The 14,854-nt window shown below is 64.3% G+C and carries 18 protein-coding genes; 11 read left to right on the top strand and 7 right to left on the bottom strand.

The window, feature by feature from the left end; all coding sequences use genetic code 11:
- The first annotated feature begins 55 nt into the window (after positions 1 to 55).
- From U0034_RS21200 to U0034_RS21210, 3 genes are read left to right on the top strand one after another with little or no spacing between them, the layout of a single operon-like run.
- Positions 56 to 460: a hypothetical protein gene (locus U0034_RS21200; RefSeq protein ID WP_139831115.1), complete on the top strand. Its 405-nt coding sequence runs from the start codon at positions 56 to 58 to the stop codon at positions 458 to 460.
- A gap of 29 nt (positions 461 to 489) precedes the next feature.
- Entirely contained in the window at positions 490 to 1,563 is a 1,074-nt protein-coding gene (locus U0034_RS21205; protein WP_085225058.1) for an extracellular catalytic domain type 2 short-chain-length polyhydroxyalkanoate depolymerase, read from the top strand.
- Between the two features lie 11 nt (positions 1,564 to 1,574).
- Positions 1,575 to 2,126, top strand: a complete 552-nt coding sequence (locus tag U0034_RS21210; RefSeq protein WP_085225056.1) for a hypothetical protein — start codon at positions 1,575 to 1,577, stop codon at positions 2,124 to 2,126.
- A gap of 118 nt (positions 2,127 to 2,244) precedes the next feature.
- On the opposite strand, the gene U0034_RS21215 is transcribed toward U0034_RS21210, so the two are convergent.
- A complete protein-coding gene (locus tag U0034_RS21215) occupies positions 2,245 to 2,832 on the bottom strand; it encodes a hypothetical protein (RefSeq protein WP_139831114.1) in 588 nt (195 codons plus the stop codon).
- 321 nt (positions 2,833 to 3,153) lie between these two features.
- Here U0034_RS21215 and U0034_RS21220 point away from each other — a divergent pair, with 321 nt between their 5' ends.
- The 6 genes from U0034_RS21220 to U0034_RS21245 all read left to right on the top strand — a co-directional run bounded on the left by U0034_RS21220 (position 3,154) and on the right by U0034_RS21245 (position 5,638).
- Positions 3,154 to 3,594 (top strand): lysozyme, encoded by a 441-nt coding sequence (locus U0034_RS21220; protein ID WP_085225051.1) that lies wholly within the window; start codon positions 3,154 to 3,156, stop codon positions 3,592 to 3,594.
- A 102-nt stretch (positions 3,595 to 3,696) separates the two neighbouring features.
- A complete protein-coding gene (locus tag U0034_RS21225) occupies positions 3,697 to 3,897 on the top strand; it encodes a hypothetical protein (protein WP_085225049.1) in 201 nt (66 codons plus the stop codon).
- The gene (locus U0034_RS21230; protein WP_085225047.1) at positions 3,890 to 4,504 is read left to right on the top strand and encodes a hypothetical protein; all 615 of its coding nucleotides are present in this window, start codon (positions 3,890 to 3,892) and stop codon (positions 4,502 to 4,504) included. Before U0034_RS21225 ends, U0034_RS21230 begins: the two co-directional genes overlap by 8 nt.
- 82 nt (positions 4,505 to 4,586) lie before the next feature.
- Complete coding sequence (locus U0034_RS21235) at positions 4,587 to 4,910, top strand: RebB family R body protein (protein WP_085225045.1); 324 nt, start codon at positions 4,587 to 4,589, stop codon at positions 4,908 to 4,910.
- A 29-nt stretch (positions 4,911 to 4,939) separates the two neighbouring features.
- Complete coding sequence (locus U0034_RS21240; protein WP_085225043.1) at positions 4,940 to 5,266, top strand: RebB family R body protein; 327 nt, start codon at positions 4,940 to 4,942, stop codon at positions 5,264 to 5,266.
- A gap of 45 nt (positions 5,267 to 5,311) precedes the next feature.
- Entirely contained in the window at positions 5,312 to 5,638 is a 327-nt protein-coding gene (locus U0034_RS21245; RefSeq protein ID WP_085225041.1) for a RebB family R body protein, read from the top strand.
- A 141-nt stretch (positions 5,639 to 5,779) separates the two neighbouring features.
- Here U0034_RS21245 and U0034_RS21250 read toward each other — a convergent pair whose 3' ends face one another.
- Complete coding sequence (locus U0034_RS21250) at positions 5,780 to 6,907, bottom strand: sensor histidine kinase (protein WP_085225039.1); 1,128 nt, start codon at positions 6,905 to 6,907, stop codon at positions 5,780 to 5,782.
- Positions 6,908 to 7,146: 239 nt separating this feature from the next.
- Here U0034_RS21250 and U0034_RS21255 point away from each other — a divergent pair, with 239 nt between their 5' ends.
- On the top strand, positions 7,147 to 7,446 hold the full coding sequence (locus tag U0034_RS21255; protein WP_386092404.1) for a hypothetical protein: 300 nt from the start codon (positions 7,147 to 7,149) through the stop codon (positions 7,444 to 7,446).
- 49 nt (positions 7,447 to 7,495) lie between these two features.
- Here the strand turns inward: U0034_RS21255 and U0034_RS21260 are convergent, their stop codons facing one another.
- Positions 7,496 to 8,449 (bottom strand): dihydrodipicolinate synthase family protein, encoded by a 954-nt coding sequence (locus tag U0034_RS21260; protein WP_085225488.1) that lies wholly within the window; start codon positions 8,447 to 8,449, stop codon positions 7,496 to 7,498.
- 34 nt (positions 8,450 to 8,483) lie between these two features.
- Positions 8,484 to 9,812, bottom strand: coding sequence for an MFS transporter (locus U0034_RS21265; protein ID WP_085225038.1), 1,329 nt, complete (start codon positions 9,810 to 9,812; stop codon positions 8,484 to 8,486).
- A 359-nt stretch (positions 9,813 to 10,171) separates the two neighbouring features.
- Between U0034_RS21265 and U0034_RS21270 the strand changes: the two genes are divergently transcribed.
- Positions 10,172 to 11,266: a LacI family DNA-binding transcriptional regulator gene (locus U0034_RS21270; protein WP_085225486.1), complete on the top strand. Its 1,095-nt coding sequence runs from the start codon at positions 10,172 to 10,174 to the stop codon at positions 11,264 to 11,266.
- Between the two features lie 51 nt (positions 11,267 to 11,317).
- On the opposite strand, the gene U0034_RS21275 is transcribed toward U0034_RS21270, so the two are convergent.
- From U0034_RS21275 to U0034_RS21285, 3 genes are read right to left on the bottom strand one after another with little or no spacing between them, the layout of a single operon-like run.
- A complete protein-coding gene (locus tag U0034_RS21275) occupies positions 11,318 to 11,815 on the bottom strand; it encodes a phage protein NinX family protein (protein WP_085225036.1) in 498 nt (165 codons plus the stop codon).
- Positions 11,802 to 12,590 carry an endonuclease/exonuclease/phosphatase family protein gene (locus U0034_RS21280; protein WP_233211914.1) on the bottom strand — a complete coding sequence of 263 codons (789 nt, stop codon included), beginning with the start codon at positions 12,588 to 12,590 and terminating at the stop codon, positions 11,802 to 11,804. The genes U0034_RS21275 and U0034_RS21280 overlap by 14 nt, the downstream gene beginning before the upstream one ends.
- Positions 12,591 to 12,619: 29 nt before the next feature.
- Entirely contained in the window at positions 12,620 to 14,854 is a 2,235-nt protein-coding gene (locus tag U0034_RS21285; RefSeq protein WP_085225032.1) for a VTT domain-containing protein, read from the bottom strand.

Here is a 14,854-nt window from a genome sequence, read left to right on the forward strand (position 1 = left end):
CGCGCGTTTGTAAGTGTGTCATCCGCCGCACCCGCCATCAAGCCCGTTCACCGCCATGTCCTCGCCGAACGAAGAGCCGAACGCAGCCCTATCGAAAACGAGCCTGCCCAGCCCCGTTGGGCAGTTGGGAAAGAGCCCGGTTCATCTGCTCGCCGCCATCGTGACTGTGGCCATGGACAAGCTATGGGACATGCTGCTGCTCGACATGGGAAAGGCGCTTCCGCCGTACGAGAAAGCGCGCTTTTACCTCGGCGCCGGCATGGTGTTGCTGATCGCCACCACCATCAGCACCGCGCTCACGCAGCACTGCATCGAGAAAGACCCGCTCGGCATGGCACTCGCCAAGGGCGTGGCAATGGGCATTCTTGCCGGACTGCCCTATTCGTTCAGCACGACCGAAATGGGATTGGTGTTCATAGGCTGGTCCGGCATCAATGAATTGCAAAAGGTGAAGAAGTAGCGTCAGGAACTCTTTCAGGAGAACAGAACATGCGACTGCTGCAAGCCCGCTCCCCCAATCTCGTCAAATTCATGCTGGCCGCGCTTGTGGCAGGCCCGCTCGCCGCGTCTGCCACATCTGCCGCGCCGCCGCTACCGCCGCTCGCCGCCGACGCGAAACAAGTGACCGTATCGGGTCTGTCGTCGGGCGCATTCATGGCAGGGCAGTTCGGTGTAGCCTACTCGGCATCGATCGCGGGGGTAGGCATCGTTGCCGGCGGACCATTTTATTGCGCGGGCCTCGGTAGCCTCTCCGGCTCCGAGCGCTTTCTGACGACTGCAACGACGCAATGCATGCAGCCGCCGGGGCCGGCGCCTTCCGCGGCTGCCGCGTGGAAAGCCGCACAGCAGTTTGCGGCCGAAAAGCTGATCGACCCGGTGGACAACATCAAGCGCCAACGCCTTTACGTCTTCACAGGGGCCGCCGACAGCATCGTGCTGCCGAAAGTCGTGGCGCAGACGCGGGACTTTTATCGCGACGCAGGGGTGCCCGATCAGCAGATCAAGTACGTCGACAATGTCAACGCCGGGCACGCGTTCATTACCGCGAACGACAAAGATCTGAAATGCGCCGCCAACGCCGCGCCGAATCTCAACAATTGCGGGTTCGTGCAGTCGCACGAAATTCTTCGGCAGTTGTACGGCGTTCTGAACGCGGCGGCCGCCAAGCCCAGCGGAGAACTTGTCGATTTCGATCAGACCGAATTCACGCGAGGCGCCGGCTACACGGGCCTCTCGGATGTCGGGCATGCGTATATCCCCGCCGCGTGCCGGACGGCGAGCTGCCGCGTTCATGTGGTCTTTCACGGCTGTACGCAGGAGGATGGACGCATCGGCAATCGCCTGTACACCACCACCGGTTACAACGAGATAGCCGATAGCAACCGTATTGTCGTGCTCTATCCGCAGATTCGCACCGACCCCGCCCGCAACCCGCAAGGCTGCTGGGACTTCTGGGGATACAGCAGCAAGGATCCCGCGCACCCGACGTTTTACACGAAGGACGCGCCGCAGATGTCGGCCGTGTACGCAATGATCAGGCGCCTTCTCAGCCCCCGCCAATGAAAGGAAAAGCAATGAGTACGCAAACCTCGCATACGCGCACCGGTTCGGAACCGAATGGCTGGTCCGCCTGGTCATCGATGCTCGATCTCGCGCTCTCACGCGTGCCATCGGCCACCCAATGGAAGCAGGCGGCCAGCGCTCTTCTCGACGCGAACCAGCAATTGAGCGAACGTATGCAAGCGACCCAGCAACAGTGGCTGAGCGAATGGCATGAGCGTGCCGACACGCCGGGGTTCGTGGAATTCTGTCGGCAATGTGGCGATACGAGCCACGAGCTTTCAAAGCGGCTGATAGATTGGCAACTGCAAGGCACCGCACAGTGGCGCAGCCAGGTCTATGCCTTGACGGCCCAATTGCTCAGCTCGCGTGGAGAAGGCGACAACCTGCTGGCGTTATGCGCCGCTCAGCAAGCGGCGAGAAAACAATGGGACGAGCAGGGCGCTGCGCTCGCGCAATGGTTCGGCGGCGTCTCCCCTGCGTTCACGCAATGCTTGCAGCTTTGGCTCGACAGCGGTGCCGACGCTTCCCTCGTTCCACAGGCGGCCGCCGATCGGCCGGGCTGAAAGATCGCTGATGCATGCGCACGCACAAGCCGCGGGTAGATCGACCCGTTCGGCTCGTCGCGTGCGTTGCTGGCGAACATGAAAGCGTCTTCCGCGGTATTGAAGCCCGTGAGCGGCATCAAGGTGCACTATATTTCGGGTTATTTTCGATGAACACGCCAACATTCGATGAATATTCCGCATTGTATTCAAAGCGGACATTTTCTATTCCGATCGTCGAACTCAGGTAATACCGCTTCTTGCCGTAATATTCACGCATACACGGTTCGATCATGACGCGATTCCATTTGTCATAGCAGGCATTGATAGTCTGAGAAATCGGGATCTTTACGCCATACGCAAAGCCATGTTCATCGTACCGTGCGGCCTCCGTTCCGTGCTTTCCCTCGCGGAATTTGACGCCTTCGAACTGCGCCGTGTAGCTGCCCCCGCTCTGCCCCTCTACCACCGTGCAGGTGATCGTGTACTTACCCTCGCCGCCAGCAAGAAGAGGCTGTAACGGCACTTCGACGGCACCCTCCACCTGCTGTCCCTGAACGGTGGTGTGCCGCGAGGCGATCCCGGCTTGCTCGGAAAGGCATTGAATGGAACCAAGAGCCCCCGTGACGCCCTTGCCGAGCACGAAATCGATGGATGGCTTCGCGCACGCGGCCGCGCTCACACCCATTGCCGTCAAACCGATTGAAATTGCCGCCGTTAGATTCATTAAACCTCCCTATCCTCAATATCATCGTTTAACCAACGCCCCTCGGAACGAGGCAGGCCATCACGCATCACAACACAAGACACAACCACCCCGTAAATCAATCATAAAAATCTAGCACAACTCTAATTGCCATTAAATTTATATAAGCTATACCAGAATAATTCACTTACAACGAACGCCAAGCCCGCTTGACGGCCCGCGTACCCCGGCCGTCGAGCGGGCCGTTCCCCGTTCGTTTCTCACCACGAGCATCGCGTTTTCACAAGAGGCTACGAATCGGCGTCCCTTTATCACCGTGACTCAGCCAAGGAGATACGCCCCATGAAAACGAACCAAGCCGGCCTCGCCCTCATCAAGCAATTCGAGGGGCTGCGCCTCATCGCCTATCAGGACGTAGTCGGCGTTTGGACCATCGGATATGGACATACGGGATCGGACGTGACCCCCGGCCTCGTCATCACGCAAAGTCAGGCCGATCAGATGCTGTGCGGCGATCTTGCCGGCTTCGAGACAGGCGTGTCGAAGCTCGTCACGGTTGCCCTCAACGAAAACCAGTTCTCGGCGCTCGTCAGCTTCAGCTACAACCTCGGGCTCGGCAACCTCGGCAGCTCGACACTGCTGCGGCTTTTGAATGCGGGCGACTATCAGGGCGCCGCCGCGCAGTTCCCGCGCTGGAACCGGGCGGGCGGGAAGGTGTACGACGGGCTCACGAAACGCCGGCTTGCGGAGCAGGCGCTGTTCGAAACGCCCGTCAGCGCGTGACGGTTCACGCCCGCCGCGTGCCCGCGTCCTACGAATGAGCCTTGCCGACCTGCCGTCGCCGGGGCTGTCGACATTTGCCAATCATCACCCAGGAGAGAAGCCATGCAAGAAGAACTGAACAGCCTGCACGAGGTTGCCTCGAAGCTGCTGAGCAATCACCTCGGCAATTGGGCCAACGCCGTGACGAATGCGACGGCGGGCCACGACGACAGCAAGTTTCTCGGCGTCGTGCATGCATTGCTGTCGATCCGCAGCGCATTGGCTCCGCTCGTGAGCCAATCGCAGGACAGCAGCCATGGCTGACGAAACGCTCAACCCTGGATTGCGCCGGATTGCCGAGCAGTATCTGAATCGCCCGCTGCAACCGGACGAGGAGGCGCAACTGGCCAAATTCCAGCAGGGGTTCCAGCGCCAGCCGGGGCCTGCTTCGAGCGCTCCGCAGCAGGCCCAGCAACAAGCGCAGCAAGCAGTCGCCCAGGCACGCACGCGCGCGGGTACGGGCATGCGCGGCATTCTCGAGTCGATTCAGGCGAGTTCCACCAAAGCGCTGCAAGTGCAGGAAAAGGAAGAGCAGGCCATCTTGAAGCTGCTCGAGAGCTGTAGCTCGCTCGCTGAGCTGCGCCCGTCCACCCTGCAGCCCGGAATGTCGGGCCTGCAGCCGGGCACGCGTCTCGCGCTCACGCAGATTGCCGAGCATCTTTCGAATCTGGCCCGGCAGGAGGTGGAGAACTGCTTCAACCAGACCATCGGGCCGCTCGTGTCGCAGCTGCAGGCACTCATCCAGCGTCTTGCCGAAGAAGACGCGCAGCGTGCGGCGGCGAATGGCCAGGCCACGGCACAAGCTGCCGCGTCGAGCTCGCCGGCACAGGCCTCCACTGACGTTCACGCCGGAAGCGGTCAAGCGTCCTAGCAATAGCACACCGGGTGCCGACGGACCTGACGGATGGCGCTTCTTCCGTGTGCATCGTTATCAATCTGAACAGGAGCAACTCATGAGCTTTCCGACCTCGGTCAACGACCAGATCACCGATGCCGTGACGCAGTCGAACGTCAAGGTGCTGGCCGAATCTCCGGCCATGGCACTCGGCTCGATGTACCAGACGATGGCGCATTCGACGGGCGTGCTGTTCGAGAACGCCATCTCGGCGCAGCAGCAGCAAAACACGCTGACGCAAGCCGCAACGAACATGGGCGTCATGCAGATCTACAGCGTCGATACGATGGCGGGTGCCGCCGGCACGGAAAAGGTCTCGCAAGGCGGCATTGCCGATAACCTGACGAGCCTGATGACGGTGCTGCAGTCGTTCCGCCGCTAAAAGCCGTATCGACCTACGGGAGATAGACAATGGCTCACAACACGGATGTCAACAGCCAGATCACGGATGCGGTCACACAGGCCAACGTCAACGTGCTCGCGCAAAGCCCGGCGATGGCGATGGGCTCGATGTTCCAGACGATGGCTCATTCCACCGGCGTTTTGTTCGAGAACACGATTTCGGCCCAGCAGCAGCAGAACACGCTCTCGCAAGCCGCCGCGAACACCGGCGTCATGCAGATCTACAGCGTCGACACGATGGCCGATGCCGCGAGCACCGAAAAGGTCAGCCAGGCCGGCGTGTCCGACAACCTCGCGAGCCTGATGACGGTGCTGCAAAGCTTCCAGAACCGCTGAGCGCGCAATCGCCTACGCTAATCAAGTCAACTTAGGAGAACAGCAATGACGTTTCCCACTTCCGTCAACAACCAGATCACCGACGCCGTCACGCAATCGAACGTGAAAGTGCTCGCCGAGGCACCGGCGATGGCGATGGGCTCGATCTACCAGACGATGGCCCATTCGACCGGCATCCTGTTCGAAAACGCCGTCTCCGCGCAGCAGCAGCAGAACACGCTGGCCCAGGCCGCCGCCAACCAGGGTGTCATGCAGATCTACAGCATGAACACGATGGCCGACGCGGCCGCAACGGAAAAAGTCTCGCAGGGCGGCGTCGCCGACAATCTGACGAGCCTGCTCACCGTGTTGCAAAGCTTCCAGAACCGCTGAGCGCCGCGCAAGGATCGCCCCTGCGAAACCGGCCCGCCACGGGCCCTTTCAAGCCCTGCACGCGCCCCGTTGCAGGGCTTTTTTTTTGCACTTCGACAACGCATGAGAGTGGGCCGACGATCATCGTGCAAAGCAGATGGACTACCCGCGCGCGCGGCGCGGCAGACGCACGACGAACACCGTCTCCGTCCGATCGGAGCGGACGTCGATCGCGCCGCGGTGGGCCTTGGCGATTTCGCTTGCGATATAGAGCCCCAGCCCCAGGCCGTCGTTGCCGCGGGTCTTGTCCGGCCGCCCGGTGCCGCGCTGGAGCGGCTCGAAGATGCGCTCCAGCGTCGGCCCGTCGATGGCGGGACCGCGGTTCCGGACTTCGATGCGGACCTCGGCGTCGCCCCCTGCCACCACCACGCCAATCGGCATATCCGGCGCACCATATTTGATGGCATTGACCACCAGGTTGCTGAGCAATTGCTGCATACGCTGGCCGTCCCAAGTCCCTCGCGTGTCGCCCCGCACCTCCAGATCGATCCGGCGATCGGGATAAACGGCGCGCAGTTGATCGACTTCGTCGGCCAACACCTGCGCCAGATCGATGTCGCGAGGCACGATGTTGATCCCCAGCCCCAACTTCGTTCGATTGAAATCGCACAGATCATCGAGCAGGCTTTGCATGCGGGCACCGCTCCTGATCAACCGGGCGGCGGCATCCGACACGTCCCCCCCTGCGTTCAGCGCCGCGAGATACGATGCGGTCATTTGAATCGTTTGCAGCGGGCTTCGCATATCGTGGCCGAGCATGCCGAGCAACAGGTTGCGAGCCTGTTCGACCTGTTCGTTGAAAAAGGCGACAGATTCCGCCAAGGCTTGATCGATGGCTTCATTGAACCGGATCATGTCGTCCTGATTCGGGGCCTCCGCCCGACACTCGTCCATCCACAAGCGCAGCACACTGGCACGCAGCGCACGATACTCGGCGGCCATCTGGTTGATGGTGAAACCGCTTCGCGCTCGCAGCAGTGCATGTGTCTGCGCGGCCGTTTCCGGGGCGTCGACCGCCTTGGGCGCGCGCCCCCGGGATTTTTCCCGTTGCGCTTCCAGCGTTTGGGGCGTGGATATGTCCTTGGCCACAGCTTCGAGAATCTGCCGTGCGTGGTCACGCAGGGCGGACGCGCTCATTCTTCCCGCACTCGGCAAAAGCGTGGCCGCAAATTCGTCCCATTGTGCGAGGATAGGCTCGATATTTCGCACGATGAAATCTGCTAATCGCATGCGCGCCCCCCGTAAACGAAAGAACGATATGGCGCCATACTACGCTGAAGGCGGCGAGGGAACGACGTCTTCGTGACCCTCGCCGCGCCGAACAGCCGCTTTCGGCCTTCCCGTCGCCGCCTCCTTTCCGCCCGCCGATCACCCGGCGCAGGCCCCCGAGCGGGTGTCAACCACGCGACACCCTCGCCCGTTTACCGCGTGAAGCAATTCGCTTCGACCACAGTTGAGGGGACAAAGTCATGCTCATGCTGAAGAAATCGGCGTTGGTCGCCATCGCCGCGGTGTTCGCGGTCACGCTCGCGCACGCACAAGCCTCGGCCACGGCCGGCGCGGCACCCGACAGCTGCGAAGCGAAGGCGGTCGGCAAGAACGGCAAGCCGCTCGCCGGTGCGGCCAAAGCCTCGTTCCTGAAAAAATGTAAGGCGGACACGGTCGCCAAAGCGTGCGAAACCAAGGCCGTCGGATCGAATGGCAAGCCGCTGGCAGGCGCGGCGAAGGCATCGTTCGTGAAGAAGTGCAAGGCCGACGCAGCCAAGTAACGCAAGCACTGTATTTCAATCGAAGAAGGCCGCACCGCGGCCTTCTTCTTCATTTGCCGAGCGATGCGATCCTGGCGCGAAACTGCTCGGTGCCGGCCACGATCTTGTCCAGCACCGCGTCGAGCGCCCAGAAGCGATCGCGCACGTCGTAGTCGATCGCGCGGCAGCGCATCGACGCGAACGTACCGATCCGTTGATGGTGAATTTTCGCAAGCGCCGGGTAACCGAGCGCTTCGGATACCGCGCTGACAACCAGAAACGTCGCCAGTTCCTGCGCAAGCTCGGGATGATGGCTGCCGGACAAGCGCAGCCATCGATACAGGTCGGGGTGAAAGTTCGTGAATACCCCGTTGAAGCCGGCCGACCCGGCCTTCATCGCGTCCCACGCAATTGCCGCGTTCGCGTTGAGAATCTTGAGCGGCGAGCCTTGCGCAAGCGCCACGCGGCGCTCGACCGTCGCGAGATCGCAGCTCACGTCCTTGAGCATGACGAACCGGCCGGTATCGATGCAAAAGGCGATCTCCTCATCGGTCAGCAGCCGGCGATACGGCGCCGGGCACTCATAGAGCCCGAGCGGCAGATCCGACGGTAGCCTCTCGAGCAGCCGCGTGAGATTCGCGCGGAATGCGGCCGTGCCTTTGCGGTCGGGATCGAGCCGGTTCGTCACGAGCACGACGGCGTCCGCGCCGGATTCGGCCACGGCCTTCAGTTCCTCGAATTGCGCGTCGGGCGCGTAGCTGATGTGACCCGATGCGACCACAGGCACCCTGCCCGCCACGCGCTCGACCACGAAACGCGCGAGCTTCGCGCGCTCGGCCAGACTCAGGAACTGCATCTCGCTCGACTGCGCCACGGCGAACAGCGCATCGGCACCATGCCGCAGATACCATTCGATCAGCCGTTCGAGCCCGGCGTAATCGATCTCGCCCGCATCGTCGAACGGCGTCAGCATGACCGGCACAATGCCTTCGACCGACGTATCGGCGTGCCCTCTCGTATGCATCATTTCTCCCTGGGTATGGCGATATCCCGCGCGCTCACCGAATCGACGCGGGCAACGGCCCGGGCGCCGCATCGACTTCGCGCTCGGGAATCGGATGTCTGACAAGCAGCAGATAGGCCATCGCGCCCACGAACGCGATCGCCGCGGCGCTAAGCAGCGCAGGCACGAACGACCACCGCTGCGCGATCACGCCCGTGACGACAGGCGCGAGTGCACCGCCGATGAAGCCGCCAAAGTTCTGGATCGCGCCGAGCGAGGCCACGCGGCTCGGCGGCGCGGCCGCAGTGGCGAGCGCCCACGAGGACGCCGAGGCGGCGTTCGCCAGAAAAATCACGACCGAAATGCAGGCGAGCGCGACCGCATTGCTTTCCGCCAGCGCACCGGGAATCGTGAACACGACCATGCCGAGCATCGCGATCACGACCGCATTGCGGCGGCTTACGACAGGCATGCGGCTGTTGTGCGTGACGAGATCGGAAAACCAGCCGGCCGACAGTGCGCCGAGAAAACCGCAGAAGAATGGCACCGAGGCAGCTACGCCCGTGCGCATGAGGCTCATGTGCCGCTCGGCCGTCAGGTAGCCCGGGAGCCAGGTCAGGTAGACCCAGTTCAAATAGACGGAGCCGAAAAAGCCGATCAGCATGCCCCAGGTCGTCGCATGGGAAAACAGGTTGCGCCATTCGGCGAACGTCACTTTGGGCTGGGCAACACGCTCTTCGGCGCCTGCATCCAGATATCGGCGTTCTTCGAGCGACAGTTGCGCACGCACCGGGTCGCGGTAGAGCGCGAACCAGACCCCCGCCACGAGAAGGCCGATCGCGCCCGTGACGACGAACGCCCAGCGCCAGTGGAACGACACGACGAGAACCGAGAGCAGCAGCGGCGCCAGCGCGGTGCCGAGCGGCGACGCGGAGTTGAAAATGCCCGTGGGCGTGCCGCGTGCGCGAAGCGGAAACCAGTTGCTGACTACCCGTGCGGCGGACGGAAATTGCGGTGCTTCGCCAATGCCGAGCAGGATGCGCGCGAGGACGAACCAGCCGAACGTCGACACCATGCCCCCTGCCGCCTGCGCAACCGACCACAGCACGAGCCCGATGCCGAGCAGCCGCCGGGGACCGACGCGGTCGACCAGTGCCCCCACCGGCAACTGGCAAAGCGCGTAGCTCCACGAGAACGCCGAAAGCAGCACGCCCATCTGGGCAAGCGACAGCCCGAGGTCCGCGCGAATCGCCGAATTGGCTACCGCAAGCGTGCCGCGATCGAGGTAGTTGACGACCCCGCTCACGACCAGGAGCGCTAGCGCGATACGTTGCGAATGCCGGATGCGCGGCGGCGCGGCTGCTATCGAGGAGGTGTCGCTCATTGCCGGTGTCTCCATGTCTGTCCGCCTGGGTCCGTGTATGGCCGGTCGGATCTGGTTGCCGGGCCGCCGCCGCCCCTTTGGAACCGCGCGACGCTCTTCCCGTTGAAAGCCGCCCTGATGTAATCGCTTACATTTCCAACTTAAAAAAACCGTACGCTCGTCAGCACTCGCAATGGCGTTGTGTTTCGCCATTGCAGCGATTAGCATACGGTATGTCCGGGCGCCGCTTGTCAGCGCTTACATTCTCACAGGCACTCGCAGAAACGCAAGTGCTCTTTCGCCTCGCGAGGGTAAACGATGACGACTGCCGAGCGTATGCCGGCCTGCCCGCGCGACCGCGCGCACCAGGCGAGGAGCGCATGAGCCGCTGGCCCGCTCCACCGGACGCGCCCGAGCCCGTCTCGCGCGCCCGGCGTGGCACCGGCCGCTCGGTGCTCGGCGACGTCGCCAGGCGCGCCGGGGTATCCACCGCCACCGTTTCGCGCGTCTTCAACGAACCCGGCAAGGTGTCCGCCGAGGTCCAGGCGCGCGTGCACGAGGCGGCGCGGGCATTGAACTGGATTCCCAATGCCGCCGGCCGCGCGCTCGCATCCACCCGCACGCATATCGTCGGCGCCATCATTCCGACGCTCGACAACCACGTGTTCGCGTCTCAGGTGGCCGGCATGCAGGCGGTCATGGCGGCGCATGGCTTCACGCTGCTCCTGGGCTGCTCCAACTACGATCCCTCGCAGGCGCTGACACAGGTGCGAGCAATGCTCGCGCGCGGCGTGGAGGCGGTGTCGGTGGTCGGCGAAGCGCAGCCGCCCGAACTGTTCGAACTGCTCGAGAATCAGGGCGTGCCTTATGTCGTCACTTACGCGTACCGCGACGCCAGCCCTCGTTGCTGCATCGGCTTCGACAACCGCGCCGCGTTCGGCCAGTTGACCTCGCATCTGCTCGAACTCGGGCACCGCGATTTCGCCATCATCATGCAGCCGTCGGCCAACAACGACCGGGTCGAGGCACGGCTCGCCGGAATCCAGCGGTCGTTGGCCGAGCGCGGAATCGCCGTGCGTCCCTCGCATCGCCGCGAAGGGCCCGCGACGCTGCGCTTCGGGCGCGAAAGCCTGCGCGCGATCTGGCAGGCCCCCGAGCCGCGACCGAGCGCCGTCATCTGCGGCAACGACAATCTCGCGTTGGGCGCCCTGCTCGAAGCCGAGGCCCTCGGCATCCGCGTGCCGGCCGAGCTGTCGATCACGGGTTTCGACGATATCGAATTGGCCCGCGAGATCCGTCCCGCGCTGACGACCATGTGGGTCGACACACGCGCGATCGGCGAACGCGCGGCCTCTGCACTGCTCGATATGCTCGGCGGGCAAACCGCCGTTCCCGGTTTCGCGGTTGCAGCCGAACTGAGAGTGCGCGAATCGACCGGTCCGTGCCGCCGCGCGTCCTCCGCGATCGATAGCTGACGGCAAGAGGCCAAGGAACCAAGAACCAACAACGGACGGCCCCTGCGGCATTCAAGGACGCGGCACTGAACGGATGTCGCCTGTCTCGTCGTCGGCACGCCCGCGCTCCTCGGCGTAGGTGGGCAACGGAGCACCGGCCTCATAGGGAATGACTACGCCGTCGCGAACCGCATGGGGCGCGCCGGGATAGGCGTCGTCGACCTCTTCGCCGAACCGCGCCCGCACGAACGAACGAATAAGCGCGATGCGCGGGCTCGTTCCCTCGCCGTCGCTCGTGCGATCGCAGCCAGCAAACCGTGCGCGGCAACGGGTGTATCCGTCGTCGCCCGTCGTGAGCCGCAGGTCCCGCGCACGTTCGAGCACGTCGGCGGCGTCTGCCCACGCCGATGCCGGCGCAAAGCGTTGTTCGAGCTTGCGCAGCTCGCCATGCGTCAGCGTGACCACGAGCGCCGGCTCCACCGACACGAACCGCACCTCTTCGCGCTCGTCCACAAGCGCCCGGGCACACCAGTATTCGAGCGCTTTGCCCTCGAGCTCAGCCGTTTTCATCGCCGTCTCCTCGTGCTGCCGACAAACCCGTGTCGATCCGGGCAATCAGCGGGTAATGATCGGATGCCGTACGCGCGAGCGCCGTGCGGTGGACCTGCACGCTCGTCAGCCACTCGCCCGGATGGACCCAGACGCGGTCCAGCGCGAACACCGGAAAATATGTGGGAAACGTGCGCGGTGCCGGCGCGCGCCGAAAACGCGTGACGAGCGCGCGCAACGCACGCCCGTGCACGAACCACTCGTTGATGTCGCCGAGCAGGATGACCGGCAGCGCGCTCGTGTCGAATGCGTTGAGGAGCGATCGCACCTGTGCACTGCGCTCGCTCGCCGAGAGCCCGAGATGCGTCGCCACGACGCGCAGCACCACGTCGCCGCATTCGATGTCCGCATCCAGCGCGCCGCGCGGCTCTCGTCGTCGAAACGACAAATCGAGCGTACGCGCCGAGCGGATCGGCAAACGCGAGAGGACGGCATTGCCGTATCGCCGCCGCGACGTGTCGAGCGTCACGCCCTCGACAGCGTACATTCCGGTCGCATCGCGCAGTTGTTCCAGCACATTCGGCGCATCGGTGCCGCCGAGCGGCACCTCTTGCAGCGCGACGATGTCGGCATCGAGTTCCTTCACGACACCAGCCACCGCCTCGCTCGTCCGTTGAGCGCTTTGCCTCGCCCAACTACCCTGCCCACCATGGATGTTGTAGGTGGCGATGCGCAGCGCGCACGCCGCGGGGGCGCCACGCTCGCGCACGATCCGCGCGACGTTCGCATCGAGCATGGCGGCTTGTGGCTCATTGCCGTTCGCGCTCATTCGAGGCGCCCCAGCCATCGTTGAAGGAAGACCGACAGCGCGACGAGCGCCACCCCTATTGCCATCAGCGTCGCCCAAGCGCCGCCGCCCGGATGGCGGATCGCCGCGAGCAATTGATGCGCGAACGTGACGGTGAGCACGATACCCGGCAGCATCCCGAGCATCGTCCCGATCAGATAATCGCGCAGGCGGATATGCGACGCCCCCGCGACGAGGTTGACAACGGTGAACGGCGCGATCGGCAAGAGCCGCAGCACCATCATCGTGACGATCCCGCGCTTGCTGATGCGTTCGCTGAGCCGATTCGCCTTCGCCCCCGCAAGCCGGCGCACGGCGTCGCGCCCGAGCGTCACGCCGATACCGTAGGTGGCTGCCGCAGCGAGCAAGGTCCCGCCCAGCGCATAGGCCATTCCGGGCCATGCACCGAATACGAGCCCCGTCGCCGCGATCAGTACGGTGATCGGCACGGACAAGACGGCCGCGACGACGTAGCCGCCCAGTACGATCAGCGGTGCGAGCGGCAGCGCCCCGATGCGTTTTCCCCAATGCACGAGCGAGGCGAGGTTCAGGTGGTCTCCCAGCGCCGTAAAACGCCATAGCAGTGCGAGAACGACGACCCCCAGTACGAGCGCACCCAACAGCACAAAGCGCGCCCTCAACGATTTGCTGTGTTCCTGCGGCACGAACTCGCGCACGAGCGCGTCCGGCTCGACGGGCTGCTCGGGGTCGAGCCATGCGCTGACCGGCACGATCGCATCGACCTCCTTCGTCGTCGCAGGCGCGAAGGGCCGCAGGGAACGGCCGGTCTCGCGCGAGAGCGCCCCGATCGCCGCATGAAGGCCGCCCATGCCTTCGATCGCGCGTTCGACGTCGCCCACGCCCACGTCGAGATGCTCCGCCAGCAGCCGGTCGCGGCATCGGGCAATGGCCGCATGCACGCGCGCGTCGCCGTTCGCATCGATGGCGATGTTGCATTCCGTGTCGAGCACCATCGACCGGTTGTTCAGATTCGCGCTGCCGATCGTCATGAGCCGGTCGTCGACGATCATGACTTTGCTGTGCACATTGAGGCACCCGTCGCCGAGCCCGTCGATGTGCGGGCAGTACATGCGATAGCGGCCGTGGGCGTCGGCGCCGGTCAACGCCTGATGCTGCCGCGCGCGCAAGACGCCCATCGTCGCCTCTTGCAGCCAACCGCTTTGCATCCGCGGCACCACCACGGCGATGTCCGGGCCGTTCGGCTCGCCGAGCCGGGCGGCCAGCGCCTCGCGTACCACAGCGGCCGTGAAGTACTGATTCTCGATGTACACATGGCGACACGCGGCGGCAATGAAATCGGCCGTCAATGCGCGCACCTGCTGCAACGGCGTGCGGCCCCGGTGCGGCGGCTCGGTCAACGACACGCCTATCACCACGTCTCGAAGGTCGATGGGCGCCTCCGGCGGCCACGGGTCGCCGTCCTCGCTCAACGCGCGATCCGCACGGATGGCGATGCGCTTGCCGCACGAGCGGCGCCAGCGCTCGCGCGCAAGCTCGCCAATGCCGCGCGCCGCATCGCCGTCGAACATCGCCTGTACATCGTGAAACGGGCCGTACACCGTGCCGTTCGGGTCGCGCCTGCGCGGGTCCGCGGCGGCGTGCTCGGGAGTGTCCCAACGCGAGCGCGTGAGGTCGAGCCCGCCGACGAATGCGAGCCGGTCATCGATCACCACGAGCTTCTGATGATGCGATCCGCCGCGCGGATGCATGCCGTCCAGCCGAAACACGAGGCCGCGATGAGAGCGCCAGCCCGTCTGGTAGACCGGCATCCATTCGCGCTCGAACGCGTAGATCATCGCGAAGTCCCAGGCGAGTATGTATATGCGCAGGCGCCGCCGCGACACGGCCAGTGCCTGCAAGAACTCGCCGAGCGGCTCGGGGTAGCCGTCATGCGCGCCTTCGGGCACCAGCTTCATCCGGCTGTTGATATCCCATCCGACGATGAAGATCGTTCGCTCGGCGCGTATGAGCGCCTGCCTCAGCGTTGCGAAATAGGACTGCGCATCGATCAGAACGCTGAAGCGATCGGCGTGCAGGATCGAGCCGCAGTTGCGGCCAACCTCGAGCAGCCCGTGCCGCTCGATACCCGTCGTACGCTCCGAGTCCGGAAGAGGCTCTTGCGCTCGCGCTCGCGTCTTGCCGCGCTCGCGCGTCGGCAACGGGGCGTGAGCGACCCCGGTCGGCGCTCCCAT

The organism is Trinickia caryophylli, from assembly GCF_034424545.1.
Classification (GTDB): Bacteria; Pseudomonadota; Gammaproteobacteria; order Burkholderiales; family Burkholderiaceae; genus Trinickia; species Trinickia caryophylli.

Bases quoted from the DNA above. Each gene is read 5' to 3' on its own strand.
- U0034_RS21240 (WP_085225043.1), top strand. From the start codon at position 4,940: ATGGCTCACAACACGGATGTCAACAGCCAGATCACGGATGCGGTCACA.
- U0034_RS21215 (WP_139831114.1), bottom strand. From the start codon at position 2,832: ATGAATCTAACGGCGGCAATTTCAATCGGTTTGACGGCAATGGGTGTG.
- U0034_RS21230 (WP_085225047.1), top strand. From the start codon at position 3,890: ATGGCTGACGAAACGCTCAACCCTGGATTGCGCCGGATTGCCGAGCAG.
- U0034_RS21265 (WP_085225038.1), bottom strand. From the start codon at position 9,812: ATGAGCGACACCTCCTCGATAGCAGCCGCGCCGCCGCGCATCCGGCAT.
- U0034_RS21225 (WP_085225049.1), top strand. From the start codon at position 3,697: ATGCAAGAAGAACTGAACAGCCTGCACGAGGTTGCCTCGAAGCTGCTG.
- U0034_RS21275 (WP_085225036.1), bottom strand. From the start codon at position 11,815: ATGAAAACGGCTGAGCTCGAGGGCAAAGCGCTCGAATACTGGTGTGCC.
- U0034_RS21260 (WP_085225488.1), bottom strand. From the start codon at position 8,449: ATGCATACGAGAGGGCACGCCGATACGTCGGTCGAAGGCATTGTGCCG.
- U0034_RS21210 (WP_085225056.1), top strand. From the start codon at position 1,575: ATGAGTACGCAAACCTCGCATACGCGCACCGGTTCGGAACCGAATGGC.
- U0034_RS21220 (WP_085225051.1), top strand. From the start codon at position 3,154: ATGAAAACGAACCAAGCCGGCCTCGCCCTCATCAAGCAATTCGAGGGG.
- U0034_RS21285 (WP_085225032.1), bottom strand. From the start codon at position 14,854: ATGGGAGCGCCGACCGGGGTCGCTCACGCCCCGTTGCCGACGCGCGAG.
- U0034_RS21270 (WP_085225486.1), top strand. From the start codon at position 10,172: ATGAGCCGCTGGCCCGCTCCACCGGACGCGCCCGAGCCCGTCTCGCGC.
- U0034_RS21280 (WP_233211914.1), bottom strand. From the start codon at position 12,590: ATGCTCGATGCGAACGTCGCGCGGATCGTGCGCGAGCGTGGCGCCCCC.
- U0034_RS21200 (WP_139831115.1), top strand. From the start codon at position 56: ATGTCCTCGCCGAACGAAGAGCCGAACGCAGCCCTATCGAAAACGAGC.
- U0034_RS21250 (WP_085225039.1), bottom strand. From the start codon at position 6,907: ATGCGATTAGCAGATTTCATCGTGCGAAATATCGAGCCTATCCTCGCA.
- U0034_RS21245 (WP_085225041.1), top strand. From the start codon at position 5,312: ATGACGTTTCCCACTTCCGTCAACAACCAGATCACCGACGCCGTCACG.
- U0034_RS21255 (WP_386092404.1), top strand. From the start codon at position 7,147: ATGCTCATGCTGAAGAAATCGGCGTTGGTCGCCATCGCCGCGGTGTTC.
- U0034_RS21235 (WP_085225045.1), top strand. From the start codon at position 4,587: ATGAGCTTTCCGACCTCGGTCAACGACCAGATCACCGATGCCGTGACG.
- U0034_RS21205 (WP_085225058.1), top strand. From the start codon at position 490: ATGCGACTGCTGCAAGCCCGCTCCCCCAATCTCGTCAAATTCATGCTG.